The organism is Streptacidiphilus carbonis (assembly GCF_000787775.1).
GTDB lineage: Bacteria > Actinomycetota > Actinomycetes > Streptomycetales > Streptomycetaceae > Streptacidiphilus > Streptacidiphilus carbonis.
In genome coordinates this window covers 242687-269558 of record NZ_BBPM01000003.1, presented here as the reverse complement: position 1 = coordinate 269558, position 26872 = coordinate 242687, and the positions used below count along the sequence as shown (strand labels likewise).

Below are 26872 nucleotides of genomic sequence, written 5' to 3'. Positions count from 1 at the left end.
ACTACCGCACCCAGCGCGGACGCTGAGGCTCCGTCAGTGACGCCTACTCGACTACCGGAAGGCCTCTCCCATGCTCGTCCACATCGGATCCGACCACGCCGGCCTTGAACTGAAGGCCCATCTGATCGGGCACCTGCGCGGCCTCGGACACAGCACCCTCGATCACGGCGCGTTCCAGTACCGGCCCGACGACGACTACCCGCCGTTCATCCTGCAGACCGCGATCGCGGTGGCGGCCCGCCCGGGCAGCCTCGGCATCGTCATCGGCGGCTCCGGCAACGGCGAGGCCATCGCCGCCAACAAGGTCCCGGGCATCCGGGCAGCGCTGGCCTGGAACGTGGAGACGGCCAGGCTGGGCCGGGAGCACAACGACGCCAACATCCTCAGCCTGGGCGCCAGGATGCACACGCTCGACTTCGCGGCCGAGCTGGCGACGGTGTTCGTGAGCACGCCCTTCAGCGAGGAGTGCCGGCACATCCACCGCATCGCCATGATCCGCGCCTTCGAACGCAGCGGCGAGGTCCCGGTCACCGCGGACGCGCCCGTCGCGATCTGAGTGGTCCGACCGACCCGCACCCTTTCCCACCTATCCGTCAGGAGCAAGTCACCATGGAACTCGGACTCATCGGTCTCGGCAAAATGGGCGGCAACATGCGGGAGCGCATCCGCCGCGCCGGTCACACCGTGGTCGGCTACGACCGCGACCCCGAACTCGCCGACGTCGCCGGCCTCAAGGAGCTGGTCGCCTCGCTCTCCGCGCCGCGCGTGGTCTGGGTGATGGTCCCGGCCGGCGGCCCGACCCAGGACACCGTGGACGCGCTGGGCGAACTGCTGGAGCCCGGCGACGTGGTCGTGGACGGCGGCAACTCCCGGTGGACCGACGACGAGAGGCACGCCGACGAACTCGCGGCGGCCGGCATCGGCTTCGTCGACTGCGGCGTCTCGGGCGGCGTCTGGGGCCTGCAGAACGGCTACGCGCTGATGTACGGCGGCAAGGACGAGCACATCGCCCGGGTTCAGCCGATCTTCGACGCGCTGAAGCCCGAGGGCAGCTTCGGTTCCGTGCACGCGGGCAAGGTCGGTGCGGGCCACTTCGCCAAGATGGTCCACAACGGCATCGAGTACGCCATGATGCAGGCCTACGCCGAGGGCTGGGAGCTGCTGGAGAAGGTCGACTCGGTCACCGACGTCCGCGAGGTCTTCCGCAGCTGGCAGGAGGGCACGGTCATCCGGTCCTGGCTGCTGGACCTGGCCGTCAACGCCCTGGACGACGACGAGCACCTCGACAGGCTCAAGGGCTACGCCGCCGATTCCGGTGAGGGCCGCTGGACCGTGGAGGCGGCGATCGACCATGCGGTGCCGATGCCCGCGATCACCGCCAGCCTGTTCGCCCGCTTCTCGTCGCGGCAGGACGACTCGCCGCAGATGAAGCTGATCGCCGCGCTGCGCAACCAGTTCGGCGGCCACGCGGTCGAGACCCGGGAGGGGACCTGATGAGTGATCTGACCATCGGCGTCGACATCGGCGGGACCAAGATCCTTGCCGGTGTGGTCGACGGCGGCGGCACCGTCCTGTCCCGGGTGCGCATCCCCACCCCGAAGGACGAGGCCGGTATCGCCCGGGCGATCACGGACGCCGTCGACCGGGCCCGCGAGGGCTGGGACGGCGCGGCCGCGATAGGGGTCGGGGCCGCCGGATATGTGGACGAGAGCCGTTCTGTGGTGCGCTCGTCGCCCAACCTGGACTGGCACGACGAGCCCCTCAAGGAGATGGTGGAGCGGCACAGCGGCTTACCGGTGGTCATCGAGAACGACGCCAACGCCGCCGCCTGGGGCGAGTACGTCCACGGCGCGGCGGCGGACCACACGGTGATGGTGATGGTCACCGTCGGGACCGGGCTGGGCGGCGGGATCGTCGCCCATGACCGGCTCTGGCGCGGCCGGTTCGGCATCGGCGGCGAGATCGGCCACTACCGGGCCGTCCCCAAGGGCCTCCCCTGCCACTGCGGCCGGACCGGCTGCATGGAGCAGTACGCCAGCGGCACCGCGCACACCCGGCGGACCCGCGCGGCGGCGGCGGAGACCCCGCACCGCGCGCGGATCCTGCTGTCGCTGGGGGACGGCACACCGGAGGGCGTCCAGGGTCCGCACATCCAGGAGGCCGCCCTGCGCGGCGACCCGGTCGCGGCGGAGGCCTTCATCCGTACCGGGCAGTGGCTCGGGCAGGCCCTGGCGGACCTGGCGGCGGTGCTGGACCCGGGGGTGTTCGTGCTCGGCGGCGGTGTCAGCGGGGCGGGGGACCTGCTGCTGAAACCGACCGAGGCGGCCTACCGGCTGGCGCCGTCGGGTGCCGGTGAGCGTCCGTTCGCCGAGGTGGTGCTGGCCGGACTGGGGCCGGACGCCGGGCTGGTGGGTGCGGCGGACCTGGCGCGGCGGCCATGAGCGGGTACCCGTGCGGCCCGCGGCGGCGCTTCGGCCGGGGAGGACGCCATGGGTGAGCTGGTGCTGATCCGGCACGGCGAGACCGAGTGGAGCCGGACCGGCCGCCACACCGGCCGTACCGACATCCCGTTGACCGCGCACGGGGAGCAGCAGGCGCGTGCTCTGGCGCCGCTGCTGGCCTGCCGCCGGATCGCCCTGGTGCTGGCCAGCCCGCTGAACCGGGCCCTGCGCACGGCCGAGCTGGCCGGACTGCCGTCGTTGCGGGTGGAGCCCGATCTGCGGGAGTGGGACTACGGCGCCTACGAGGGCGTCACCACGGACGAGATCCACCGCAGCCGGCCGGCCTGGAACCTGTGGAACGACGGGGTCCCGGTCACCGAGGACGGTCGCGGGGAGAGCGCCGAGCAGGTGGCCTGCCGGGTCCAGCATGTGCTCGACCGGGCCGACCGGATCCTGCGCGGCCGCTGCTCGCCCGACCCGGGCGACGTCGTGCTGGTGGCGCATGCCCATGTGCTGCGGGTGCTGACGGCCCGTCGGCTGGATCTGCCGCCCTGCCGGGGCGCGCTCTTCCAGCTGGCCACGGCCAGCGTCAGTTCGCTGGGCACCGAGCACGACCGGCCCGTGCTGACCGGCTGGAACAGCGTGCCATGACCGGTCTGAGCGACGAGGCGATGGGCACCGGCGTGCTGCTCGCGGACCGGACCGGGACGCCGCTGGTGCTGCGCCTGGACAGCCCTGCGGCCCGCGACGCCGCGCTCGCCGGGTATCCCGCGGCCCGGCTGGCCGTGCTGCGTGCGTACGGGCTGCCGGTGCCGCCCGGCGTGGTGGTCACGACGGACGCGGTGGCCCGGTTCAGCGGGGGCGACAGCGAGCAGGGCCGGCAGGCCCTGTGGACCGCCTGGTCGTGGACGTCGCGCAGCACCCGTCCCGCGGTGGTGCAGATCTCCGACGCCGATCCGGACACGCCGCACTGCCCGCTGGGGCCCACCGCGTGCGGCGGGGCCGGCTGGGAGGCGATGCTGCAGGACCTGGTGGACGCGGTGACCGAGGACCATCTGCACAATCCCAGGTCCGCCCTGCGGGCCTGGGCGCTGCTGTTCCTGAGCCCGCCGCCGCACGAGTGGTCGGTGCTGGCGATGACGGTGGGGGCGGTGCCGGGGGTGCCCGGTTCGGACCGGGTGCTGATGTGGGCCAGGCCGTCGGCCAGGCCGGCCCCGCCGGCCGGGGTGCCCCGGCTGGAGGCGCTGGCCCGGCGGGCCCGCGAGGTGCTGGGGCACGAGGTCGACCTGGACGTCCGGATCGACCGGGAGGGCCGCGAGTGGATCGTCGACTGCCGCCGGCACGATCCCGTTCCACCCCGCTGAACCCACTGGACGCTCTGGTAGTACGGACTTTACACAGCACTTGACTGCTTATGACAAGCTCTGTTGTACTGCTGTTAGCTATGCCAATGAGTAGAGGAGCTGGGATGGCTGGGGCAGGAGGCCGGACTGTCGGCATCATCCTCGCCGGAGGGCGCGGAGAGCGGGCGAAACCGATCACGTTGGAATCCGCCGACTACATCCGCAGCAAGGCCCTCATCCCGTTCGCAGGCCGCAGGCTGGTGGAGTGGGTGATCGACTCCTGCCGGGAGCAGGGCATCCGCCGTTTCTACGTGGTCGCCCAGGGCCTGGAGAACCGCAGTCAGATCAAACTGCTGCTGGGCCACGGCGAGCGCTACGGAGTGGAGATCCAGTACTCCCGGGCCCGCTTCGACCGCTACAACGTGGGATCGGGTGCGGCCACCCTGCACAACCTGGAGCAGTGGGACCTGGACGACCAGGCGCTGGTGCTGCCGGTGGACTCGATCTTCGAGTTCTCGCTGTCCGAACTGGAGTGCACCCACCGCGAGAACGGGGCCCTGGTCACCGTCGCCGCGGTGGCGCGGTCGGCGCAGGAGGTCGCCGGGAAGTACGGCGTCATCCAGGCCGAGCCGTCCGGGCTGGTCAGCGGTTTCGTCGAGAAGCCCAGTCTGCAGCGGCTGCGGCGGCTGTTCCCGCACGGCGGCGCGGCCGAGAGCCGGGCGCTGCTGCCGACCAACGCCGGGATGTACCTGGTGGACAGCCGGCGGCTGCGGGCCGCGGCCCGCGACCCGGAGCTGATGCGCCATGCCCACCAGCGGCTGGACTGGGGCCGGGAGTTGCTGCCCTGGCTGGTGGACCACGGGCTGCCGGTGGCCGCCCACCACATCGCCCGGCTGGGCGACCTGGGCAATGTCGAGGACTACCTGGGCACCCTGAAGGACGTGCTGGGCGGCGGGTATCCGCAGATGGACCGGCTGATGACCCGTCCGCACAACGAGGAGCCGCGCTACTGGATCGACCGGACCAGCCTGGAGACCAGGGACGAGATCGTCGGCACCACCCTGGCCGAGAAGATCAGCAGCGGCAGCGTGGTGATCGGACCGGGCGTCAGGATCGGGCGCCATGTGGAGATCGGCCCCGGGGTGCGGATGGACTACACCGACATCGGCGACGGGGCGGAGGTCCGCGAGGGCAGCCGGCTGTGCCGCGCACACTGCGGCGAGTCGTCGGTGATCGGCCCGTACGCCGAGATCACCGACTCCTACCTCGGGCCCATGGTCGAGATCCGGTCCGAACGGCGCAGGCCGGTACGGCTGCGGGACTTCTCCGCGGTCGGCGACGGGGCGCACCTGTGGCCCGGCACGCAGCTGTCGGGGGTGCGCATCTACCCCCGGCTCAGGGTCCCGGCCCTCTCCAACCTCCCCGCCGGGACCCACATCACCAGCTCCGACGACATCCTGCGGTGGGTCTGAACGACTGCCGGGACAACAGCAACCAGGAGGCGCTCATGGACAACCCCGTCGTTGTGGTCGGCGGTGCGGGCCGGGTCGGCCGGCTCGTCGTGCAGAGGCTCCTGGAACGGGGCGCCGCCGTCCGGGTGGTGGACCACGCGCTGCAGCAGGCCAGACGCCACCTGCCGTCCGAGGCCGGGTTCACCCTGGGCGACGTGCGCGACCCCGCCGACCTGGCCGAACCGCTCGCCCGCTGCTCGGCCGTGGTCTACTGCGTGGACCCCGGCACCGCCGACAGCGGCCCCGACGCCCCGCAGAGCACCGTCTACCAGGGCCTGTGCAATGTCCTCGACGCCGCCCGCGCGGCCGGTCAGCGCCCGCACGTGGTGCTGATCAGCCAGCACCACGCCACCCACTGGGGCCATCCGCTGAACGCCTACGGGCGGGTGCTGGAGTGGCGGCTGGCGGGGGAGGAGGCGCTGCGCGAGTCGGGGCTGCCCTACACCGTGATCCGTCCGGGCTGGCTCACCGACGGCGCGGCCGGCCTGCGGGTGCGGCTGGAGCAGGGTGACCGGGGCAACGGCCAGGTGTCCCGCCAGGACGTCGCCGAGGCCTGTGTGCAGGCGCTGTACTGCCCCTCCGCCAGCGGCGTGACCTTCGAGATGTTCAACGAGACCGGGGTGGCCCCCTCCCAGTGGGAGGAGCTGTTCGCGGCGCTCGAGTGGGACCAGGTACCCGTGGCCTGACCCAGTCCCCCTGTCCCTCCCCGCGGCCCCGCCGGACGCCGTTCACGGCGCTTCCGGGAGCCGAGTCGCGCCCAGAGAAATGACTTTGAAAATGACAACTAGTCGGACATCAAGTCAAGTCGAGCTGCTGCCGCCCCCCGAGGACCAGCCGCTGCAGCCGTACGGCGTCACGTCGGGCCGTCCGCAGCCGCTGGGGGCGACCCCGGACGCCGGCGGGGTCAACTTCTCGGTCTACTCCGAGCACGCCACCCGGGTGGACCTGCTGCTCTTCGACCACTGCGAGGACCCCGAGCCCAGCCGGGTGATCACGCTGCACTCCAAGGACCACCGCAGCTACCACTTCTGGCACTGCCATGTCGCGGGCCTGACGGTCGGCCAGGTCTACGCCTACCGGATGGACGGCCCCGGACACACCCGGGAGCTGGGGACCCGCTTCAACCACCGCAAGGTGCTGCTCGACCCCTACGCCCGGGCCAACATCAACTCCCGCTGGGAGCGGATCCGGGCGGTGGGCCCCGAGGACAACGTCGCCCACTCCATGCGCAGCATGGTGGTCGACCTGGAGTCCTACGACTGGCAGGGCGACCGTCCGCTGCACACCCCGCTGGCCGAGACCGTCATCTACGAGGCGCACGTACGCGGCCTGACGGCCTCGCCCACCTCGGGCACCACCCATCCCGGCACCTTCTCCGCGCTGGTGGAGAAGATCCCCTACCTGCAGTCGCTGGGCGTCACCGCGGTCGAGCTGCTCCCGGTCTTCGACTTCGACGAGCGCCAGGTGCTGCGCACCGGCCCCGACGGCCGGCCGCTGCACAACTACTGGGGCTACGACCCCTTCGGCTTCTTCGCCCCGCACACCGGCTACTGCACCAGCCCGCACCTGGCCACCCACATCACCGAGTTCCGGGACATGGTCAAGGCGCTGCACCGGGCCGGCATCGAGGTCATCCTCGACGTGGTCTTCAACCACACCTCGGAGGGCAACGAGAACGGCCCGATGATCAGCTTCCGCGGCCAGGCCAACGAGGCGTACTACCACCTCTGGTCCCAGGACCGGCGGCACTACATGGACTTCACCGGCTGCGGCAACGCGATCAACGCCAACCACCCGGTGACCACGAAGTTCATCGTGGAGTGCCTGGAGTACTGGGTGAAGGAGCACCACGTCGACGGCTTCCGCTTCGACCTGGCCTCCGAGCTCTCCCGGGGCGCCGAGGGGTACGAGATGGACTCGCCGCCGGTGCTGTGGGCGATCGAGCTGTCCTCGGTGCTGTCCGAGTCGAAGATCATCGCCGAGCCCTGGGACGGCGGCGGCCTGTACCAGGTGGGCCACTTCCCGGGGAAGCGCTGGGCCCAGTGGAACGGCCCGTTCCGCGACGACGTCCGCCGGTTCGTGCGCGGCGACGAGGGGCTGGTCGGCGCGGTCGCCAGCCGGATCGGCGGCTCGGCGGACCTGTTCGCGCCGCAGGAGGAACTGCCCACCAACAGCATCAACTTCATCACCTGCCACGACGGCTTCACCCTCAACGACCTGGTCAGCTACGACCGCAAGCACAACTACGGCAACGGCGAGTCTGACGCCGACGGCTCCTACGAGAACTACAGCTGGAACTGCGGCGAGGAGGGCCCCAGCGACTCCCCGGAGATCGAGGCGCTGCGGCTGCGGCAGAGCAAGAACCTGCTGGCCGTCCTGCTGCTCAGCCGGGGCACGCCGATGATCCTGGCCGGCGACGAGTTCCGCAACAGCCAGGGCGGCAACAACAACGGCTACTGCCAGGACAACGAGATCTCCTGGCTGGACTGGGACCAGGCGGAGAAGGAGTCGGACCTGCGGCGCTTCTGCAGCGGCATGATCGCCCTGCGCCGCCACTACCGCGCCGTGCGCGAGCCGGCCTTCTTCTCCGGCCGCCGCAATCACCGGGGCCTGCCGGACGTGGTCTGGCACGGCACCAAGCTGGAGCAGCCCGGTTGGGAGGACACCCACGCCAGGGTGCTCGCCTTCACCCTCGCGGGCTTCGACGGCGACCCGGACCTGCACGTGATCCTCAACATGTACCACCTGGGTCTGGACTTCGAGATCCCGCAGATCCCCGGCCGCCACTGGGCGCGCAAGGTCGACACCGCACTGGAGTCGCCCGAGGACGTCCTGCCCGCCGGGGCCGAAGCGCGGATCTCCCACCGCGGGATCTACCACGCCCAAGGCCGCAGCGTCGTCGTCCTGACGTCGCTGCCTGACGACGGAGGCACCGCCTGATGAGCACTCCCACGGACACCCGCACCTTCTCGGACAGCATCGCCGGCTACGTGACCACCTACGAGCCCACGCTGGACCGGTTCGGCCTGCGCACCTCCAACGGACGCACCGTCACCATCCACCTGGACGAGAACGTCAACTCCCAGATCGTGCGCAACCTCGGCGAGCCGTACCAGGACACCACCGCGGCCACCCGCGACATGCTCGCCGAGGGCCGGTTCGTCTTCGTGTACGGCCTCTTCTACCAGTGGGACGGCGGCGAGCGCGTCGAGGCGCGGATGATCACCTTCCCCGAGCAGGCGCGCGGCGCCTACGTGTTCGAGCACCCCGGCTGGTGGGTGCACCAGGCCTGCCAGATAGCCGACTTCTACCTGCGCGGCCACTTCCCCGACGGGGTCTACGACTGGCGCAACTTCCGTACCAAGCTGACCCTGCACGGCACCCACGTGCCGGACAACGGCCAGGACATCCGCCAGGAGACGGACACCATCTCCCGGCTGGTCTACGGTCTGGCCACCGCCTTCATGCTGACCGGTGAGGAGCGGTTCCTGGAGGCCGCCGAGAGCGGCACCGGCTACCTGCGCGAGCACATGCGGGTCGCCGACGACGACGGCGGCTTCGTCTACTGGTACCACGGCATCGACATCACGCCCTCCGGGCAGCGCAAGGTCTTCGCCTCCGAGTTCGGCGACGACTACGACGCGGTGCCGATGTACGAGCAGATCTACGCGCTGGCCGGGCCGACCCAGACCTTCCGGATCACCGGCGACCCGCGGATCCTCTCCGACATCGACCGCACCGTCACCCTGTTCGACCGGCACTTCCGGGACCGGGAGCGCGGCGGGTTCTTCTCGCACCTGGACCCCATCACCATGGACCCCCGGTCCGACTCGCTGGGCCGCAACCGGGCCCGGAAGAACTGGAACTCGGTGGGCGACCACGCGCCGGCCTACCTGATCAACGCCTATCTGGCCACCGGCCGCGAGGACTTCGCGTCCCTGCTGGCGGAGACCGCGGACACCATCGCGGAGCGCTTCCCGGACGAGCCCAACAGCCCGTTCGTGCAGGAGCGCTTCCACGAGGACTGGAGCCCGGACCGGACCTGGGGCTGGCAGCAGGACCGGGCCGTGGTCGGCCACAACCTGAAGATCGCCTGGAACCTCACCCGGATCCGCTCCCTGGTCGACCGGGAGCAGTACTCGGTGCTGGCCGAGCGGATCGCCGAGATCATGCCCGCGGTCGGCAGCGACCAGCAGCGCGGCGGCTGGTACGACGTGGTCGAGCGGCGCGCCGACCCGGACAGCGGCGCGCACCGGCTGGTCTGGCACGACCGCAAGGCCTGGTGGCAGCAGGAGCAGTCGATCCTGGCCTACCTGATCCTCGCGGGCACCACCGGTGACCCGGAGCACCGCCGGCTGGCCCGGGAGGCGGCGGCGTTCTACAACGCCTTCTTCCTGGACTACGACGACGGCGGCGTGTACTTCAACGTGCTGGCCAACGGCACCCCGTACCTGGTGGGCACCGAGCGGCTGAAGGGCAGCCACTCGATGGCCGGCTACCACGCGCTGGAGCTGTGCTACCTGGCCGCCACCTACACCGGGCTGCTGATCACCGGCGCTCCGATGACGCTGCACTTCCGGCCGCGTCCGGACGCCGACCGAACGCTGCGGGTCAGTCCCGACCTGCTGCCGCCCGGCAGCATCGAGATCGCCCGGGTGTGGATCGGCGACGAGCCCTACCACCACTTCGACGCCAAGGAGCTGACGGTCCAGCTGCCCGAGAGCGACGTCCCGCTGAAGGTGCGGGTGGAGGTCGAGCCGGCCTCGATCCGGCTGCGGATGTCCAGCGAGAGCGACGGCGACACGGCGCACGTCTACTGCGAGGGCGTGATCGACCGCGACGAGCTGGAGAAGTTCCGCCGCGGGCTGGCCGAGGCGCTGGAGGCCAAGCCGCGACGGGTGGAGTTCCACCTCTGCAAGGTCAGCCAGATCTGCCGCCCGGCCATCAACGAACTGCTGTTCCAGCGCGCCAAGATCGGGCTGGAGACGGACTTCGTGATCGCGGGCTGCTCGCTGCCCGAGGTGACCAAGGCGCTGATGGCGACCGACGCCTTCGTGCTGGACAACGACCACCACTGCGACGACCCGGCCTGACCCCGCCGGTTCCCGGGTGCCCGGCGCCGACGCGCGCCGGGCACCCGGGACCGCACCCAACCGTGTCCGCCCGACCTCTCCGAAGGGGCAACGTGTCGACGATTACGTACCTCCGCGAGTCGCGCGCCGCAGAACGCCAGGACGAGATCTCCGCGTACTGCGACGAACTGTTCACCATCTTCGCGCGCTCGGACCAGCGACGGTGGGGCGAGGTCTATCTGCGCGGGCTGCTCAGCACCCCCGGCCGGAAGACCCCGGGCGCCATCTCCGAGCAGGTCCTGGGGCGCCGCACCCCCCAGCCCATCCAACAGTTCGTCAACCAGAGCACCTGGCCGGCCCACACCCTGCGGCAGCGGCTCACCGAGCAGATGTGCGCGGTCGCCCCGCCCCGGGCCTGGGCCCTGGACGAGGTGGTGTTCCCCAAGAACGGAAACCGCTCGGTCGGCGTCGCCCGTCAGTTCGCGCCCACCCAGGGGCGGGTGATGAACTGTCAGCTGGCGCTGGCCACCTCGCTGGTGCACGCCGAGGGCAGCCTGCCGGTCAACTGGCGGCTGCTGATGCCCCGCTCCTGGGACAGCGACGAGGAGCTGCGCGACGGCGCCCACGTCCCCCCGCACGAGCAGAGCCGGCCGCGCTGGCGCTATGCGCTGGATTCGCTGGACGAGATGCTCGGCGGCTGGGACGTGCCCTCCGCGCCGGTGCTGGCCGACTGGCGCTTCGAGCCGGACGCGCGGCAGCTGCTGGCCGGCCTGGAGGACCGGGACCTGCACTACCTGGTCGAGGTGGGCCCGCAGACCATGCTGCCGGTGCGTCCGGCGGCGCTGCGGGCCGCACCGCCGGCCGGGGCCAGCCCGGTGGCCTCGGTCGCCGACGGCCTGGGCCGGCACCTGGACCGGGCGGTGCTGAACTGGCGGCACCACCACGGCGCCCGCTCGTCCCGCTCGCAGTTCCTGGTGGCCCAGCTGGGCCGGTGCGCGGCGGCCCACCCCAGGCAGCCCGCCCGCCCCCGGCACCTGGTGCTGGAGTGGCCCTTCGGGCACGCCAGGCCGCGCCGCTACTGGGTGACCGACCTGTCCGCGCAGCGGCTATCCGAGACCATCGCGCTGGCCGAACTGCGGCACCACTCCGCCCACGGCTGCGACCGGCTGCACCAGGACTACGGTCTGGGCGACTTCGAGGGCCGCTCGTTCCCCGGCTGGCACCACCACGTCACCCTCGTCTCCGCGGCGCGGGGCTTCCACGCCCTGCAACAGCTCCAGTCCGACCAGGGAGGAAACCGATGGACCGGCAGGAAGAGCACGACTACGTCATCGTCGGCGCAGGAAGCGCCGGCTGCGTCCTCGCCCGGCGCCTGATCGAGCGGACCGGGGCCAGGGTGCTGCTGCTGGAGGCCGGCGGCCCGGACGACCGGGCCGTGGTGCACCGCACCGACATCCCGTCGACGGCCTCCATGTGGGACCGGCCCGAGTACGTGTGGCCGTATCTGACGACACCTCAACCCGGGCTGGAAGGACGGCGGATACCACTGCCCCAGGGCCGGCTGCTGGGCGGCGGAAGCTCGGTCAACGCGATGATGTACGTCCGCGGCAACCGCAGGGACTTCGACGGCTGGCAGGCCCGGGGCAACACGGGTTGGGGCTACCGCGACGTGCTGCCGTACTTCACCCGGGCCGAGGCGTTCGCGGACGCGGGCGCCGACGGCGACGGGTACCGGGGCACGGCCGGTCCGCTCAGCGTGGTCGGCTACGAGGACCCCTCGCCGGTGGCCCGGGCGTTCGTCGCCGCGGCGCTGGAGACGGGTCTGGCCGCCGGCGAGGGCGACTACAACGCCGAGCGGCAGGAGGACACCGCCTTCTACTACCAGTCCACCCGGACCAAGGACGACCAGCGCTGCAGCACCTCGGTGGCGTACCTCGGCCCGGTGCTGGCCGACCCGCGGCTGACGGTGCGCACCGACGCGTCGGTCCAGCAGGTGCTGCTGCGGGACGGCAGGGCGGTCGGGGTGCGCTATCTGCACCAGGGCGTGGTCCGGCAGGCGCTGGCCGGCAGCGAGGTGGTGCTGGCCGCGGGCGCGCTGGCCACCCCCAAGCTGCTGATGCTGTCCGGGATCGGCCCGGCCGAGCAGCTGCGCGGGCACGGCATCCGGACCCTGGTCGACCTGCCCGGGGTGGGCCGCAACCTGCAGGACCACCTGCTGGTCGGCATCGCCTTCGAGAGCCTGGTGGACCTGCCCTTCCCGCAACTGCTCTCCGAGGCGGGCCTGGTGACCGCCACCGGGCGGGACTCCGGAGCCGACGACCCGGACCTGCAGTTCTTCTTCGGCCCGGTCCAGTTCGTCGACGACACCTTCAAGACCGACGGGCCCGGATTCACCTTCGCCCCGATCGTGGTCCAGCCGCGCAGCCGGGGCTCGGTGACGCTGGCCTCGGACCGTCCGGAGGACCTCCCGGTGGTCGACCCGCACTACCTGGAGCACCCGGCCGACCTGGAGGTCCTGGTCCGGGGCCTGGAACTGGCCCGCGAACTGGCCGGCCGCCCGGCCTTCGCCCCGTTCGCCGGTCGCGAGCTGGCTCCCGGGGCGGAGGCGCGCCGCAGCGAGCTGGAGGCCTACGTCCGCGCCTACGCGTCCACCGTCTGGCACCCGGTCGGCACCTGCCGGATGGGCGTCCACGAGGACTGCGTGGTCGACCCGGCGCTGCGGGTGCGCGGTGTGGACGGCCTCCGGGTCGTGGACGCCTCGATCATGCCGACCATCACCCGGGGCAACACCAACGCCGCCGCGATCATGATCGGCGAGAAGGCGGCCGACCTGGTCGCCCCCGCCACCCGGCCCGCATAGGGCCTGCACCGAACTCCGGTCCTACCACTGCCGAGTGAGGAACCGAACCATGCCCGAGAGCTTCGACTTCGTCATCGTCGGCGCGGGAGCCGCAGGCTCCGTGATCGCCTCCAGACTGAGCGAACTGTCCGACGCCACCGTGCTGCTGCTGGAAGCCGGCACGGCGGAGGTCACCGACGCGGTGACCAGCCCGCACCGCTGGAACGAGGTGCTGCTCACCGACCTGGACTGGGCCTACATGAGCGAGCCCCAGCCCGGCCTCGGCGGCACCCGGGTCTACTCGGCCGCCGGCCGCGGCCTGGGCGGCACCTCGAACATCTACCACATGATCCACACCCGGGGCCGGGACGCCGACTACGACGCGTGGGCCTACCAGGGCGCGGCCGGCTGGTCCGCCCGGGAGGTGCTGCCGTATCTGCAGCGGCTGGAGAACCAGCAGGACGGCACCAACCCCCGGGCGGGCCACGCCGGACCGATCCAGGTGGTCAACGCCAAGGACACCGGCAGCCCTGTCTCGGAGACCTTCCTCAAGGCCTGCGCCGAGCTGGGGTATCCGACCGTGGCCGACTTCAACGCCCAGGACCTCGGGGCCGGCTGGCACCATGTCGACATCAGGGACGGGGCCCGCAACGGCGCCTACACCGGCTACCTGCAGCCCGCCCTGGACCGGCCCAATCTGACCACCCGCACCGGGGCGCTGGCCGCGCGGCTGCTGTTCAGCGGCGACCGCTGCACCGGGGTGGAGTACCTGCGCGACGGCCGCACCGAGACCGTGCACGCCTCCGCCGAGGTGGTGGTCAGCGCCGGGGCGATCCAGTCGCCGAAGCTGCTGATGCTCTCCGGCCTGGGCGACCCGGAGTGGCTGGCCGAGGCGGGTATCGCGGTGCGCGGCAGCCTGCCCGGGGTGGGCCGCAACTTCCAGGACCACCCGCTGGTGATCGGGCCGATCGGCTATCTGGACAAGCCCGGGCCCGACCCGCTGGGCCAGGTCACCGAGGTCGCGCTGTTCTGCAACTCCGAGCCCCTGCTGGCCGTCCCGGACCTGGAGATCTGCCTGGTCCACCGGGCGCCGTTCGGCGACAGGTTCTTCGCCAACGTGATCCGCCGGGTGCAGACCGGGCAGCCGGTCGCGCCGGTGCAGGAACTGGTGGACCCGCATGTGGTGCTGAGCCTGCCCGGCCTGGTCCGGCCGCAGTCCCGCGGCGAGGTGCGGCTGGCCGGTTCCGACCCGACCCTGCACCCGCGGATCAGCGCCAACTACTACGGCGAGCCGGTCGACCTGGAGCGCACCACCACCATGGTGGAGATCGCCCGGGAGGTCTACCGGACCAGGGCGTTCACCGACGACTGGGGCATCACCGAGGTGGCCCCGGGCCCGCAGGCCACCACCCGCGCCGAGGTGCGCGACTGGGTGCTGGCCAACACCGGTTCCTACTACCACTTCGCCGGCTCCTGCCGGATGGGGGCCGACAGCCACGCCGTGGTGGACCCGCGGCTGAAGGTGCACGGGGTCGAGGGGCTGCGGGTGGCCGACGCCTCGGTCATGCCCTCGCTGGTCTCCGCCAACCCGCACACCAGCGTGGTGATGATCGGCGAGCGCGTCGCGCAGTTCATCAAGGAGGACCTGCGGTCGGTCTGAACTGGTGTTCAGCCGCCCGGACCTGACGTAGTACCAGTCCGTACCCGACGTATCCGGCGTCCCGCCGCCGGAAGGGCGGCGCCCGACCGCCCCCGCCCGGTTGGCTGGACAGACCGCCTCAAAAGCACGAAGGAGAAGTCATCGTGGTTTCCACAAACAGTCCCGGGGTCCAGGCGCCCGCCGCGCCCGCGGACACCGGCCGGAGCAGGGGCCTGCCGCGCGGCGGCGCCTTCTGGCTCGTCGGCCTGGTGTCGGTGCTCCTGCTGATCTCCTCGACGGTCCCGTCACCCATGTATGTGATCTACCAGCAGCGCTGGCACTTCTCGGCAGCGATGATCACCGTGGTGTTCGGGGTCTACGCCCTGTTCGTGCTGGCGAGCATGCTGCTGTTCGGCTCCCTGTCCGACACCGTCGGCCGCCGTCCGGTGCTGGTGTTCTCGCTGCTGCTGATGGTCGTCGCCATGGTGCTGTTCGCCGTGGCCGGCAATGTGTGGTGGCTGCTGGTCGCCCGCGCGGTGCAGGGCGTCGGCGTCGGCATCGCCACCGGCACCCTGGGCGCGGCGCTGATCGAGCTGTCGCCGAGGAGCGCCCCGGCCCGCGGCATGCTGATCAACACCGTGGCGCCCACCTTCGGCATGGCCCTGGGCGCACTCGGCTCGGGCCTGCTGGTGCAGTACGCGCCCTCGCCCACCAAGCTCTCGTACATCATCCTGCTGCTGGTCTTCGCCTGCCTCGGCGTGGCGCTGCTGTTCCTGCCCGAGACGGCGCCCAGCGCCGGCCACGGGTTCCGGATCGTGCCCCGGCGGATCTCCATCCCCAAGGCCGCCCGCCGTCCCTTCGCGCTGGTCGCGCTGACCATCGTCGCGGTCTGGGCCATCGGCGGACTGTTCCTCTCGCTGGGGCCGTCCCTGGTGGCGCAGATGCTGCACAGCAACAGCCATGTGCTCGGCGGCCTGGTGGTCACCGCGCTGGCCGGCGGCGGCACCGTGGCCCAGCTGCTCTTCGGCCGGCTGACCGGGCTGCGCCCGATCGTGCTCGGCGGGGTGCTGCTGCTGGTCGGCCTCGGGGTGGACACCCTGTCGCTTTCCCAGGGCTCGGCCGCGCTCTTCTTCACCGGCACCGCGATCCTCGGCCTCGGCTGGGGCTCGGCCTTCATGGGCGCCTTCCGCTCGATGGCGGCGCTGGCCGACCCGGTGCACCGCGGCGAACTGCTGGCCGGCGTGTACGTGGTGGCCTACCTGGCCATGTGCCTGCCCGCCATCGCGGCGGGCATCGCGGTGCCGCACGCCGGCCTGCACACCACCACCAACGTGTTCACCGCGGTGGTCGCGGTCCTGGTCGTGATCGCCCTCGGCAGCCTGCCGTTCGTCTCGCGGCACCACCGCAGCGGACGCGTCGGCGCCCACCAGCCAGTGGTCCAGCACACCCCCGGACCCTGCTGCCTGGCCACCCACGACGCGGCGGGGAGCACGGTGGCCCCGGTGCCCGTCGGCGCCCACTGACCCCTCAGCCGGCGGCCGGGCGCACCTCCCCGCGCCCGGCCGCCGGCGTTCCCGTTAGGAGAGCCAGACCATGACCGAGACCCCCGCACCGCCCGTGGTCGGACCGGGGCGGCTGTTCATCGCCGGCTCCTGGACCGACGCCCGGGACGGCCGCACCCAGGCCACCGTCAACCCGGCCGACGGCTCCCGGACCACCGACGTGGCCGCGGCCTCCGTCCAGGACCTCGACGCGGCGGTGGAAGCCGCCCGCCGGGCCTTCGACGAGGGACCCTGGCCGCGGATGTCCGTGCACGACCGCGCCAAGGTGCTGATCCGCGCGGCCGAGCTGATCGAACGCGACGCCCAGGAGATCGGCTACCTGGAGACCGTCGACATGGGCAAGCCGATCTCCTTCTCGGTCGGCCACGACGTGCCGATCGCCGCCCAGATGTACCGCTACTTCGGCGGACTGGCCACCAGCGAGCTGGGCGGAGCCACCCGTCCCACCGCCACCCCCACCTTCAGCTACACCCTGCGCGAGCCGGTGGGCGTGGTCGGCGCGATCACCCCGTTCAACTTCCCGCTGCTGCTGTCCTGCAGCAAGCTGGCCCCGGCGCTGGCCGCGGGCAACACCGTGGTGCACAAGCCGGCCGAGACCACCCCGCTGTCGGCGCTGAAGATCGCCGCGCTGCTGGCCGAGGCCGGACTGCCCGAGGGCGTGCTGAACGTGGTCACCGGCCCCGGCACGGAACTCGGCCGGGCCCTGGTGGCGCACCCGAAGGTGGACAAGGTGACCTTCACCGGCTCCACCGCGATCGGCCAGTCGATCGTGCGCTCCGCGGCGGACACCCTGAAGAAGGTCACCCTGGAGCTCGGCGGCAAGTCCGCCAACATCGTCTTCGCCGACGCCTACCTGGACCAGGCCGTCGAGGACGCCTTCTGGGCCGGCTTCTTCAACTCCGGCCAGGTCTGCGTGGCGGGCTCGCGGCTGCTGGTGCAGCGCCCGGTCTACGACGAGGTGGCCGGACGGATCGCGGAGCGCGCCGCAGGGGTCGTCCCGGGCGACCCGCTGGACCCCGGTACCTACTTCGGACCCCTGGGCCACGAGGGCCAGTTCCGCAAGGTCGCCGAGTACGTCGAGGTCGGCCTGGCCGACGGCGCCGAGCTGGCGGCCGGCGGCAGCGCGTACCACTCGGAGCAGCAGCCCAAGGGCCTCTACTACCGGCCCACGGTCTTCACCGGCGCGGACAACACCATGCGGATCGCCCAGGAGGAGATCTTCGGGCCGGTGCTGACGGTCATTCCGTTCGACACCGAGGAGGAGGCCGTGGCGCTGGCCAACGGCACCCCCTACGGCCTGGCGTCGGGTGTGCACACCCGGGACGTCAAGCGCGCCCACCGGATGGCCCGGGCGCTGAAGGCCGGAACCTGCTGGGTCAACACGTACACCCAGTTCGACTCCTCGATGCCGATGGGCGGCTACAAGTCCTCCGGCTACGGGCGCGAGCTGGGCCCGGAGACGATGGAGAGCTACACCCAGACCAAGTCCGTCTGGATCGACCAGCGCGACTGACCCGGTGTGACCGACGAGCACGACTAAGAGGCTCTGATGAGCATCCTGACCCGTCCCCGGCCGGTCCGCACCCGCGGCACGCACCACTGGCTCCGCCCGATGGTGGCCCGCAACCCGGCCCAGGAGCACCGCGTCTCCACCCCGCTGGAGCTGCTGTTCGACCTGTGCTTCGCGGTGGCCGTGTCCCAGGCCGGCAGCCAGCTGCGGCACAGCCTGGGCGCGGGCCACGTCGGGCAGGGACTGATCGGCTACGCCACGGTCTTCTTCTCGATCTGGTGGGCCTGGGTGAACTTCACCTGGTTCGCCTCCACCTACGACACCGACGACGCGCTCTACCGGCTCAGCACCCTGGTGCAGATCGCCGGGGTGCTGGTGCTGGCCGCCGGTGTGCCGCGGGCCTTCACCCTGCACGACTTCAGCACCGTGGTGGCCGGTTACGCGATCATGCGCTGCGGACTGGTGGCCCAGTGGCTGCGGGCCGCGCACAGCTACCCCAGCGGCCGGCGCACCGCGCTGCGCTACGCGGCCGGAGTGAGCTGCTGCTGGGGCGGCTGGGCGGTGCTGCTGCTGGCGTCGCCGCCCGGCTGCAGGCTGGCGCTGTGGCCGCTGATGGCCGCCGCCGAGCTCGCGGTGCCGCTCTGGGCGCGCCGGGCCGGGGTCAGCCCCTGGCACCCCCAGCACATCGCCGAGCGCTTCGGCCTGTTCACCCTGATCGTGCTGGGGGAGTCGGTGCTGGCCTCGACCACCGCGGTCCAGGTCGCCGTGGACGCCCCGCACCCGCCGCTGAGCCTGTACTGCATCGCCGCGGGCGGACTGCTGACGCTGTTCTCGATGTGGTGGCTCTACTTCGCCAAGCCCGCGCACGGCTTCCTGCGCTCCAACAAGGTCGGCTTCGTCTGGGGCTACGGGCACCTGTTCGTCTACGCCGGGGCCGCCGCGGTCGGGGCCGGGCTGGGCGTCGGCGTGGACCGGGTCAAGGGTGCCTCGCAGCTCAGCGAGATCGCGGCGAACCTGGCCTTCTGCGTCCCGGTGGCGCTGTTCCTGCTGATGGTGTGGGTGCTCCACCTCCGTCCGCACGCCACCGGAGTGGCCGGCAACGCCGTCTTCCCGCTGGCCGCCGCGGTCATCCCGTTCTTCGCCCTGACCGGCTTCGCGGTGCTGGCCACCGGTGTGCTGATGGCCCTGCTGGTCGGCGCCGCCGTGGTGGTCTCGTTCACGCCGTCCGACCCGGACCGACCGGACTGACTTGCCGAAGTACCGGCGGTCAGTCCGCGCAGTGCGCGGACCGCCGCCGCCGTCCGGCCGTGCGGGCAACTTCCTTGGCTACACCTGGACTTGACGCATGTTCCGATCGATCAGGAGGACCACCGGTGACTGCCACACCCCCCGCCCCCGTGCACCACTCGTCGATCGACACGGTCCGGACCGCACCGACGCGCGTGCTGATGGTGGTGGCCAACTCGGCCGTCTCCACCACCACCGGATGGAGCGTCGGTTTCTGGGCCGCCGAACTGACCCATCCCTACTTCGAGTTCTCCCAGGTCGGCTACGAGGTCACGGTCGCCAGCCCGGACGGCGGCAAGGTGGAGGTCGACCGGCTCAGCGACCCCCGCGACGCCAGCCGCTGGTCCGCCGACGACCTGATCAGCATGGGCTTCCTGAACACCCCCGAGCTGATGGCGCTGCTGGAGGACACCCCCCGGCTGGCGGACCTGGACCCGGACGACTTCGACGCCATCGTGGTCTGCGGGGGCCAGTCGCCCAGCTTCACCTTCCGCGACAACAAGGACCTGCACCAGGCGATCCGCGCCTTCTACGAGTCCGAGAAGCCCACCGCCGTGCTGTGCCACGGGGTGGCCGCCCTGGTGGACGCCACCCTCTCGGACGGCTCCTACCTGGTGCAGGGAAAGACCGTGACGGCCTTCGCCGACATCGAGGAGGAGTTCTCCGACGAGCGCAACGGTCGCGAGATCACCCCGCGCGAGCTGCGGCTGGAGCCGGCGCTGAAGGCCCGCGGCGCCAACTACGTCCAGGGCGGCCTGTGGAAGCCCTTCGCGGTGCGCGACGGCCGCCTGATCACCGGTCAGCAGCAGTACTCCGGCCGCAAGGTGGCCGTCCTGCTGATCGAGGCCCTGGGCCACTGAGCAGTCCTGGGCCACTGAGCAGTCCAGAGATCCGAGGAGACCACCGATGTCCCAGGAGAACTTCGTGAAGTTCCTCTCCAGCCTGCGCACCGAACCCGCGCTGCTGGAGCAGTACGACCGCCGCAACCTCTCCCAGCTGCTCTTCCACGCCAGGAACGAGGGCTTCGCCTTCACCGTGCTGGACGTCGAGCAGGTGGTCGGGCGGCTGGAGGCGAGCGTCATCGTCGACAAGGACCAGCAGCCCTTCGACGGCAGCAGCACCCTGTGGCGGGCCATGTGGGGCCGGCGCCACCTCGACTACGTGGTCAACCACCTGGTGGCCCGCCACTCCGACCAGGAGCTGGCCGAGATCGCCGCCGGCGGCGCGGGGGGCACCCAGTGAGCGAGTCCAACCTCTTCGCCTTCCTGCGCGAGCTGGACGAGAACCCGGCGCTGCTGTCGGTCCTGGGCATCCAGGGCAAGGACGAGGTGCTGGCCGCGGCCGAGGGCCTCGGCCTGGGCTTCACCGAGCAGGAGTTCGACGCGGGCATCTGGTCGCTGGAGGAGCGGCTGGCCGACCGGCGCGGGGAGCCGTTCAGCGAGAAGTTCACGCTGTGGCACCTGATGTGGGGTCAGAGCTACCTCGAGTACCTGGTCAAGGACCTGATGCCGGCCCTGCAGGAGACCGGCCTGGTGCCCTGAGGCGCCCCGCCGGTCCCGCACCCGAACCCGCACTCCCAGATCCCGGAAGGGCACACACCACCATGGACATCTTCAACCTCGGCGACTTCACGTTCCAGTCCGGCGTCACCGTCCCGGACGTCAAGCTCGCCTACCAGACCGTCGGCACGCTGAGCCCGGCCAAGGACAACGCCATCCTGTTCCCGGCGTTCCTGGCCGCCGAGCCCGACGCGCTGCTGCGCTGGATCGGCCCCGGCCGCCCGCTGGACCCGGAGCGCTACTTCATCGTCATGCCCGGGCACTTCGGCCTGGCCCCGTCGACCTCGCCGGAGAACACCGCCGTCCCGTTCGACCGCGGCGCCTTCCCCGAGGTCCGGATCGCCGACGACGTGATCGCGCAGCAGCGGCTGCTCACCGAGCAGTTCGGCATCACCGAGCTCCAGCTGGTGCTGGGCTGGTCGGTGGGCGCGCTGCAGACCTGGGAGTGGGCGGTGCGGTTCCCGCAGGCCGTCAAGCGGATGGCGTCCATCGCCGGCGCGCCGATGCCTTCGCCGTGGACCAAGCAGTGGCTCCTGAGCGCCCTGGAGGAGCAGATCACCGGCGACCCGGCCTGGAACAACGGCTTCTACAACGACCCGGCCGAGGTGCAGGCCGGCGTGCGCCGGATGGCCCACGTCACCGCGATCACCCTGCCGCCGATCGGCTTCTACCGCGAGGGCGAGGAACTGTGGGCTCCGCTCGGGTTCGCCAGCACCCAGGACGTGGTCAAGCGCTTCTTCGAGGCGTTCTGGGCCCCGCACGACCCCAACGGGATCATCGCCCAGGCCCGAAAGGCCCGGGCGGCCGACCCCGCCCGGGGCGGCGACCTCCCCGCGGCCCTGGCCGGGATCACCGCCAAGACGCTGGTGGTCGCGTTCACCCGTGACTTCATGTTCCCGCCGGAGGAGGGCCGCCGCGACGCCGAGCGGGTCCCCGGCGCCGAGTACCGCGAGATCGTCAGCGCCTACGGGCACCTGGCCACCTTCGCCCTGTCCGAGCAGGACGTGAAGGCCGTCGACGCCGAGCTGCGCGCCCTGCTCGCCGACGGCTGACCCGAAGCCCCACCCCCCGGTGCGGCGGCGGGCCGAACCCCCTCCCGGCCCGCCGCCCCCGACCTGCTTCCCGACCTGACCTGCTTCCCGACCCGACCTGCTTCCCGACCCGACCTGCTTCCCGACCCGACCTGCTTCCTGAACGAAGAGAGGACCGGCATGGAGACCGAGACGCTCTACCTGGGCCGCGAGTGGAACATCGAGCACGACCGGACGGCCAAGGTGACCGGCGCCGAACTGCGCTACGCCGTGGTCGGCAAGGGCGAGCCCGTGCTCTGCATCCACGGCACCAGCGTCGCGGACAGCCTGATCACCCCGCTGCAGTTCCACCCCGAGCTGTTCGACGAGTACCAGTTCATCAGCTACTACCGGGCCGGCTACAACGGCAGCACGCTGGAGGGCGACACCCTCAGCATCGAGCAGGGCGCCGACCACGCGGCCGAGCTGCTGGACCACCTGGGGATCGAGAAGGCCCACATCATGGGCTTCTCCTTCGGTGGTGTGATCGCCTTCCAGTTCCTGCTCTCGCACCCGGAGCGGGCCCACTCGGCGATCCTGCTGGAGCCCTACCTGCCCCGGGAGGCCCCGGACGCGGTGCAGGCCAACATCGACGCCTACATGGGCGCGATGGAGCTGTTCCAGGCCGGGGACAAGCTCGGCGCCGCCTTCGCCTACATGGAGTCGGTCTGCGGCCCCAGCTTCCTCGGCTGCGTCGAGCTGACCGGCCCGCTCAACGTCTGGGAGCGGGTGGAGCAGTGTGTGGACACCACCTTCCTGGTGGACTTCCCCGCCGTCAGCAACTGGGGCTTCGTCATGTCCAAGGCGGACGAGCTGGTGGAGCGCAAGCCGGAGATGCCGGTCCTGGCGGCGATGGGGATGGACAGCGAGTCGGCGATGCCCGGCTTCCGGGAGACCCAGCGGTTCCTGATGTCGTGGCTGCCGCAGGCGGAGCGCCTGGCGGTGCCGAACGCCACCCACGGCATGCAGAGCATGAACCCGCTGGCGGTGGCCCGCGGCGCCCAGCAGTTCCTGCGCAAGCACCCGATGACCTGACCCGACCTGAGCGTTGGAGACCCCATGATCCACCAGTTGATCTTCGCCCACCCCAAGCCCGGCATGTCCGAGCAGGAGTTCCAGCGGTACTGGCTGGAGATCCACGCCCCGCAGTTCGCCAGCCGGATCCCGCAGATCAAGCGCTACCTGATCGACACCAGGGTCCCGTTCGGCCCCGAGCCGGCCGATCCGCTGTGGAGCGGCATCGCCGAGATCTGGCTGGAGAACGAGGAGGAGCAGCTCGCCTCGCTGCAGACCCCCGAGTTCCTCGACGGCGCCCGGCGCGACGAGCCCAACTGGGCCGCGTTCTGGCGCACCGTGGTGCTGGACACCGACGCCCATGTGCTGCGCGCCGAGCCGGTCCCGGACCAGGGCGTCAAGCTCGTGGTCCTGGTCAAGCGGGCGCCCGGGACCGACCTGGAGGACTTCCGCAAGCGCAGCCTGGGCGAGCACGCGCAGACCGTGCTGCGCATCCCCGGCCTGCGCCGGTACCTGCAGAACCACAACCGCGACGGCGCCTACGCCATCGGCGAGGCCGTCCTGGACGCCGCCTACCAGCTCGGCTTCGACAGCCTGGAGGCGCTGGAACTGGCCTCCCGCAGCGAGGAGTTCCGGGCCGCGTTCGACGATCTGGAGTCGTTCGCCGACCCCCGCTACATCCACCGGATGGCCGTACGCGAGCACTGGGTGATCGGCTCCGCCGACCAGTAAGAGACCGAAGGAGACCGTCCGATGACACGTCGCATCCTGATCGTCCTGTCCGAGTACGGCTACTGGGGGGAGGAGCTGATCGGCCCGCTGGAGACCTTCGACGCGGCCGGGTACGACGTCAGCTTCGCCACCCCGACGGGCAAGCGGCCGGTGGCACTGCCGCCGAGCATGGACCCGGACTACGTCGACCCCCCGCTGGGACGCTCCGTCACCAGCGCCGAGACCGCCGCCAAGGTGCGGGCCCTGGACACCTCCGACCGGCTGGACAACCCGCTGGACCTGTCCTCCTGGCTGCCCGACCGGCCGTACCGCAGCCAGCCGGACTTCCTGCGCGCCTGGGAGGCGTACAACGCCCGCCGCGAGCACATCCAGGGGCAGATCGCGGAGCGCTACGACGCCCTGCTGATCGTGGGCGGCAGCGGCCCGATCGTGGACCTGGCCAACAACTGGCGGGTGCACGACCTGATCCTGGCCTTCCACGGGCTGGACCTGCCGATCGCGGCCGAGTGCTACGGCGTGGCCTGCCTGGCCTTCGCCCGCGAGCAGGACGACCGCACCAGCATCATCCGCAACAAGCACGTCACCGGCCACTGCATCGAGTACGACTACAAGGACGGCACCGGCTTCATGGGCACCGACTTCGTGATCGGCCCGCCGCCGTACCCGCTGGAGTACATCCTGCGCGACGCCACCGCCCCCGACGGCGCCTACCACGGCAACTTCGGCCGGGAGACCTCGGTGATCGTGGACTACCCGTTCATCACCGGGCGCTCCACCCCGGACTCGTACCTCACCGGCCAGAAGGTCGTCGAGGTCCTCGAGCAGGGGCTGCGGCAGTGGGGCTTCCGCTCCTGACGCGGAGCCGGCCGCTGCTCCAACCCCCGGGCGGCTGCCCGGCTGCCCCCACGCCCCCGGGCAGCCGCCCCTCCACCCCGGTCCCGACGGGACTCCGTCCTCCGCAGACCGCCCTCGCAGAGAGGTACACCACCATGACCAGCAGGCCCGCACGCGTGGCGATGCTCGAACAGTTCAGGGCCGACGGCGTCACCCATATGTTCGGCAACCCGGGCACCGTGGAGCAGGGCTTCCTCGACGAGCTGCGCGGTTTTCCCGAACTGGAGTACGTACTCGCCCTGCAGGAGGCGGTGGTCGTCGGCATCGCGGACGGCTACGCCCGGGCCACCCGCAAGCCGACCCTGGTGCAGCTGCACTCCGGCGTCGGCCTGGGCAACGGCATCGGGATGCTGTACCAGGCCATGCGCGGCCACGCCCCGCTGGTCGTGGTGGTGGGGGAGTCCGGTCTCGCCTACGACAGCATGGAGGCGCAGATGGCGGCCGACCTGGTCGGCATGGCCAAGCCGGTGACCAAGTGGGCGACCCGGGTGGTCGACCCCCGCTCCACCCTGCGGGTGCTGCGGCGGGCCTTCAAGACCGCCGGCACCGCGCCCTACGGACCGGTGCTGGTGGTGCTGCCCGCCGATGTGATGGACAGTCCGACCGACGAGCCGGTGGTGCCCACCTCCTACCCCAGCACCTCCAGCCTGCCCGAGCCTGCCGCCATCGAGTGCGCCGCGGGACTGCTGGCCGACGCCCGGCATCCGCTGATCATCGCCGGCGACGGCATCCACTTCTCCGGCGCGCACCGGGAGCTGGCCCGACTGGCGGAGGTCTGGGGCGCCGAGGTCTGGGGCGCCGACTGGGCCGAGGTCAACCTGCCGGCCGACCATCCCGCCTACCACGGCCAGCTCGGCCACATGTTCGGAGAGCTGAGCGCCAAGGTGACCGCCGCCGCGGACGCGGTGCTGATCTGCGGCACCTATGTGCTGCCCGAGGTGTACCCGCTGCTCCAGGGCGTCTTCGCGGACGACGCCCGGGTGGTCCATGTCGACCTGGACAGCGGGGCCATCGCCAAGAACTTCCCGGTCGACCTCGGCCTGGTGGCCGACCCCAGGCAGACCCTGGGCCGGCTGGCGGCCGCACTGGACGGCCGGATGTCCGAGGTGCACCGCGAGCAGGCCGCCGAGCGGCTGCGGGTGTGGGGCGAGCGCAAGGCCGCGGCACAGGCCGAGGTGCGGGCCAAGGACGAGGCCGACGCGGCGACCCAGCCGCTCACGGCCGCCGGGTTCGCGCTGGAGCTGGCCAAGCAGCTGCCCGAGGACTGCATCCTCTTCGACGAGGCGCTCACTTCCTCACCCGAGCTCTTCCGCCACCTGCCGGCCAACCGGCCCGGCCAGGTGCAGACCACCCGGGGCGGCTCGCTGGGCGTCGGCATCCCCGGCGCCATCGGCGCCAAGATCGCCAACCCGGAGAGCACCGTCTTCGGCTTCACCGGCGACGGCGGCAGCATGTACACCGTCCAGGCGCTGTGGACCGCGGCCCGCTACGACATCGCCGCCAAGTTCGTGATCTGCAACAACGGCCGCTACCGGCTGCTGGACGCCAATATCGAGCAGTACTGGACGGCGCAGGAGATCAGCCACCACGCCTTCCCGGAGATGTTCGACCTGTCCCAGCCGGAGATCGACTTCGCGTCCCTCTCCCGCTCGCTGGGCGTGCCCGCGGTCCGGGTCGAGAAGGCGGACGAGGTCGCCCCGGCCATCGCCCAGGCGCTCGCCCACCCCGGCCCCTTCCTGATCGACCTCGTCGTCGCCCGGGCCTCCTGAGAGGAGTTGGACGCTGTGACCGTTCGTCTTCACGGCCAGAAGATCGCAGTGCTCATGGAGAGCGACTTCTACGAACCGGAGATCCTCTACTACCAGCGGCGCTTCGCCGAGGAGGGCGCCGAGGTCCACTTCCTGACCCGGCTCTGGGGCAACCAGCAGATCACCTTCACCGGCCATGAGCACCGGATGCCGTTCACCGTGGAGGAGTCCTTCGAGGAGCTCGACGAGTACGCGCTCAAGGACTACTCGGCCGTCATCGTGCCCTCCGGCATCGTCGCCGACCGGCTCCGCTACACCGAGGACCCGGCCGTGCTGCCGCCGGCCACCGCGCTGCTGCGTCGGGCGTTCGCCGACCCGGCCATCGTCAAGGGCATCATCTGCCACGGCATGTGGCTGGTCGCCCCCGTTCCGCAGGTGATCCGGGGCCGCCGGGCGGTGGTCCACAACAACCTGCTCGGCGACCTGAAGAACATGGGCGGCGTCTATGTGGACGAGGACGTCGTCGTCGACGCGGACCTGGTCACCGCCCGCACCGGCAACCACTGCCACCTCTTCGCCCGGACCATCATCGACGAACTCGTACAGCGCAGCGGCTCGCCTGTCCGGCAGCCGGCCTGACCCCGCATCAGG

At 71.5% G+C, this 26872-nt stretch carries 24 protein-coding genes; all 24 read left to right on the top strand.

Annotated features, from left to right (window positions below; translation table 11 throughout):
- Window positions 1–70 precede the first annotated feature (70 nt).
- On the top strand, window positions 71–556 hold the full coding sequence (locus tag TR46_RS03995) for a ribose-5-phosphate isomerase (RefSeq protein ID WP_042393319.1): 486 nt from the start codon (window positions 71–73) through the stop codon (window positions 554–556).
- Window positions 557–609: 53 nt separating this feature from the next.
- Entirely contained in the window at window positions 610–1494 is an 885-nt protein-coding gene (gnd, locus tag TR46_RS03990; RefSeq protein ID WP_042393317.1) for a phosphogluconate dehydrogenase (NAD(+)-dependent, decarboxylating), read from the top strand.
- Entirely contained in the window at window positions 1494–2441 is a 948-nt protein-coding gene (locus TR46_RS03985; protein ID WP_042393314.1) for an ROK family glucokinase, read from the top strand. The genes gnd and TR46_RS03985 overlap by 1 nt, the downstream gene beginning before the upstream one ends.
- Before the next feature lie 48 nt (window positions 2442–2489).
- Window positions 2490–3092 (top strand): histidine phosphatase family protein, encoded by a 603-nt coding sequence (locus tag TR46_RS03980; protein WP_042393312.1) that lies wholly within the window; start codon window positions 2490–2492, stop codon window positions 3090–3092.
- The gene (locus tag TR46_RS03975; protein WP_042393310.1) at window positions 3089–3805 is read left to right on the top strand and encodes a hypothetical protein; all 717 of its coding nucleotides are present in this window, start codon (window positions 3089–3091) and stop codon (window positions 3803–3805) included. Before TR46_RS03980 ends, TR46_RS03975 begins: the two co-directional genes overlap by 4 nt.
- 104 nt (window positions 3806–3909) lie before the next feature.
- Window positions 3910–5256: a sugar phosphate nucleotidyltransferase gene (locus tag TR46_RS03970; protein ID WP_042393308.1), complete on the top strand. Its 1347-nt coding sequence runs from the start codon at window positions 3910–3912 to the stop codon at window positions 5254–5256.
- Window positions 5257–5291: 35 nt separating this feature from the next.
- Entirely contained in the window at window positions 5292–5981 is a 690-nt protein-coding gene (locus TR46_RS03965; RefSeq protein WP_042393447.1) for an NAD(P)H-binding protein, read from the top strand.
- A 91-nt stretch (window positions 5982–6072) separates the two neighbouring features.
- Window positions 6073–8235, top strand: a complete 2163-nt coding sequence (gene glgX / locus TR46_RS03960; RefSeq protein ID WP_084717858.1) for a glycogen debranching protein GlgX — start codon at window positions 6073–6075, stop codon at window positions 8233–8235.
- Window positions 8235–10388 carry an AGE family epimerase/isomerase gene (locus TR46_RS03955; RefSeq protein ID WP_042393306.1) on the top strand — a complete coding sequence of 718 codons (2154 nt, stop codon included), beginning with the start codon at window positions 8235–8237 and terminating at the stop codon, window positions 10386–10388. The genes glgX and TR46_RS03955 overlap by 1 nt, the downstream gene beginning before the upstream one ends.
- Before the next feature lie 92 nt (window positions 10389–10480).
- Complete coding sequence (locus TR46_RS03950) at window positions 10481–11743, top strand: IS701 family transposase (protein ID WP_063770519.1); 1263 nt, start codon at window positions 10481–10483, stop codon at window positions 11741–11743.
- Complete coding sequence (locus TR46_RS03945) at window positions 11668–13227, top strand: GMC family oxidoreductase (RefSeq protein ID WP_042393304.1); 1560 nt, start codon at window positions 11668–11670, stop codon at window positions 13225–13227. Before TR46_RS03950 ends, TR46_RS03945 begins: the two co-directional genes overlap by 76 nt.
- 49 nt (window positions 13228–13276) lie before the next feature.
- Complete coding sequence (locus tag TR46_RS03940) at window positions 13277–14866, top strand: GMC family oxidoreductase (RefSeq protein ID WP_042393303.1); 1590 nt, start codon at window positions 13277–13279, stop codon at window positions 14864–14866.
- Window positions 14867–15009: 143 nt separating this feature from the next.
- The gene (locus TR46_RS03935) at window positions 15010–16368 is read left to right on the top strand and encodes an MFS transporter (protein WP_052432527.1); all 1359 of its coding nucleotides are present in this window, start codon (window positions 15010–15012) and stop codon (window positions 16366–16368) included.
- A 70-nt stretch (window positions 16369–16438) separates the two neighbouring features.
- A complete protein-coding gene (locus tag TR46_RS03930; RefSeq protein ID WP_042393301.1) occupies window positions 16439–17920 on the top strand; it encodes an aldehyde dehydrogenase family protein in 1482 nt (493 codons plus the stop codon).
- Between the two features lie 36 nt (window positions 17921–17956).
- Window positions 17957–19165, top strand: coding sequence for a low temperature requirement protein A (locus TR46_RS03925; RefSeq protein ID WP_042393299.1), 1209 nt, complete (start codon window positions 17957–17959; stop codon window positions 19163–19165).
- Window positions 19166–19290: 125 nt separating this feature from the next.
- Window positions 19291–20064: a type 1 glutamine amidotransferase domain-containing protein gene (locus tag TR46_RS03920; protein ID WP_201776364.1), complete on the top strand. Its 774-nt coding sequence runs from the start codon at window positions 19291–19293 to the stop codon at window positions 20062–20064.
- A 46-nt stretch (window positions 20065–20110) separates the two neighbouring features.
- On the top strand, window positions 20111–20446 hold the full coding sequence (locus tag TR46_RS03915; RefSeq protein ID WP_042393297.1) for a Nif11 family protein: 336 nt from the start codon (window positions 20111–20113) through the stop codon (window positions 20444–20446).
- Window positions 20443–20745 (top strand): Nif11-like leader peptide family natural product precursor, encoded by a 303-nt coding sequence (locus TR46_RS03910; protein WP_042393295.1) that lies wholly within the window; start codon window positions 20443–20445, stop codon window positions 20743–20745. Before TR46_RS03915 ends, TR46_RS03910 begins: the two co-directional genes overlap by 4 nt.
- Before the next feature lie 62 nt (window positions 20746–20807).
- Entirely contained in the window at window positions 20808–21815 is a 1008-nt protein-coding gene (locus tag TR46_RS03905) for an alpha/beta fold hydrolase (RefSeq protein ID WP_042393294.1), read from the top strand.
- A 159-nt stretch (window positions 21816–21974) separates the two neighbouring features.
- Complete coding sequence (locus tag TR46_RS03900; protein ID WP_042393293.1) at window positions 21975–22868, top strand: alpha/beta fold hydrolase; 894 nt, start codon at window positions 21975–21977, stop codon at window positions 22866–22868.
- A gap of 24 nt (window positions 22869–22892) precedes the next feature.
- A complete protein-coding gene (locus TR46_RS03895) occupies window positions 22893–23579 on the top strand; it encodes an EthD domain-containing protein (RefSeq protein ID WP_042393292.1) in 687 nt (228 codons plus the stop codon).
- 21 nt (window positions 23580–23600) lie between these two features.
- A complete protein-coding gene (locus TR46_RS03890; protein ID WP_042393291.1) occupies window positions 23601–24434 on the top strand; it encodes a type 1 glutamine amidotransferase domain-containing protein in 834 nt (277 codons plus the stop codon).
- Between the two features lie 134 nt (window positions 24435–24568).
- Complete coding sequence (locus TR46_RS03885; RefSeq protein WP_042393290.1) at window positions 24569–26242, top strand: thiamine pyrophosphate-binding protein; 1674 nt, start codon at window positions 24569–24571, stop codon at window positions 26240–26242.
- Between the two features lie 15 nt (window positions 26243–26257).
- Window positions 26258–26860 (top strand): DJ-1/PfpI family protein, encoded by a 603-nt coding sequence (locus tag TR46_RS03880; RefSeq protein WP_269084238.1) that lies wholly within the window; start codon window positions 26258–26260, stop codon window positions 26858–26860.
- Window positions 26861–26872 lie beyond the last annotated feature (12 nt).

Excerpts from the sequence above, each read along its gene's own strand:
- TR46_RS03915 (WP_042393297.1), top strand. The coding sequence starts at position 20,111 with ATGTCCCAGGAGAACTTCGTGAAGTTCCTCTCCAGCCTGCGCACCGAA.
- TR46_RS03985 (WP_042393314.1), top strand. The coding sequence starts at position 1,494 with ATGAGTGATCTGACCATCGGCGTCGACATCGGCGGGACCAAGATCCTT.
- TR46_RS03890 (WP_042393291.1), top strand. The coding sequence starts at position 23,601 with ATGACACGTCGCATCCTGATCGTCCTGTCCGAGTACGGCTACTGGGGG.
- TR46_RS03945 (WP_042393304.1), top strand. The coding sequence starts at position 11,668 with ATGGACCGGCAGGAAGAGCACGACTACGTCATCGTCGGCGCAGGAAGC.
- TR46_RS03940 (WP_042393303.1), top strand. The coding sequence starts at position 13,277 with ATGCCCGAGAGCTTCGACTTCGTCATCGTCGGCGCGGGAGCCGCAGGC.
- TR46_RS03885 (WP_042393290.1), top strand. The coding sequence starts at position 24,569 with ATGACCAGCAGGCCCGCACGCGTGGCGATGCTCGAACAGTTCAGGGCC.
- TR46_RS03995 (WP_042393319.1), top strand. The coding sequence starts at position 71 with ATGCTCGTCCACATCGGATCCGACCACGCCGGCCTTGAACTGAAGGCC.
- TR46_RS03930 (WP_042393301.1), top strand. The coding sequence starts at position 16,439 with ATGACCGAGACCCCCGCACCGCCCGTGGTCGGACCGGGGCGGCTGTTC.
- TR46_RS03965 (WP_042393447.1), top strand. The coding sequence starts at position 5,292 with ATGGACAACCCCGTCGTTGTGGTCGGCGGTGCGGGCCGGGTCGGCCGG.
- TR46_RS03900 (WP_042393293.1), top strand. The coding sequence starts at position 21,975 with ATGGAGACCGAGACGCTCTACCTGGGCCGCGAGTGGAACATCGAGCAC.
- glgX (WP_084717858.1), top strand. The coding sequence starts at position 6,073 with ATGACAACTAGTCGGACATCAAGTCAAGTCGAGCTGCTGCCGCCCCCC.
- TR46_RS03980 (WP_042393312.1), top strand. The coding sequence starts at position 2,490 with ATGGGTGAGCTGGTGCTGATCCGGCACGGCGAGACCGAGTGGAGCCGG.
- TR46_RS03925 (WP_042393299.1), top strand. The coding sequence starts at position 17,957 with ATGAGCATCCTGACCCGTCCCCGGCCGGTCCGCACCCGCGGCACGCAC.
- gnd (WP_042393317.1), top strand. The coding sequence starts at position 610 with ATGGAACTCGGACTCATCGGTCTCGGCAAAATGGGCGGCAACATGCGG.
- TR46_RS03905 (WP_042393294.1), top strand. The coding sequence starts at position 20,808 with ATGGACATCTTCAACCTCGGCGACTTCACGTTCCAGTCCGGCGTCACC.
- TR46_RS03895 (WP_042393292.1), top strand. The coding sequence starts at position 22,893 with ATGATCCACCAGTTGATCTTCGCCCACCCCAAGCCCGGCATGTCCGAG.
- TR46_RS03970 (WP_042393308.1), top strand. The coding sequence starts at position 3,910 with ATGGCTGGGGCAGGAGGCCGGACTGTCGGCATCATCCTCGCCGGAGGG.
- TR46_RS03955 (WP_042393306.1), top strand. The coding sequence starts at position 8,235 with ATGAGCACTCCCACGGACACCCGCACCTTCTCGGACAGCATCGCCGGC.
- TR46_RS03975 (WP_042393310.1), top strand. The coding sequence starts at position 3,089 with ATGACCGGTCTGAGCGACGAGGCGATGGGCACCGGCGTGCTGCTCGCG.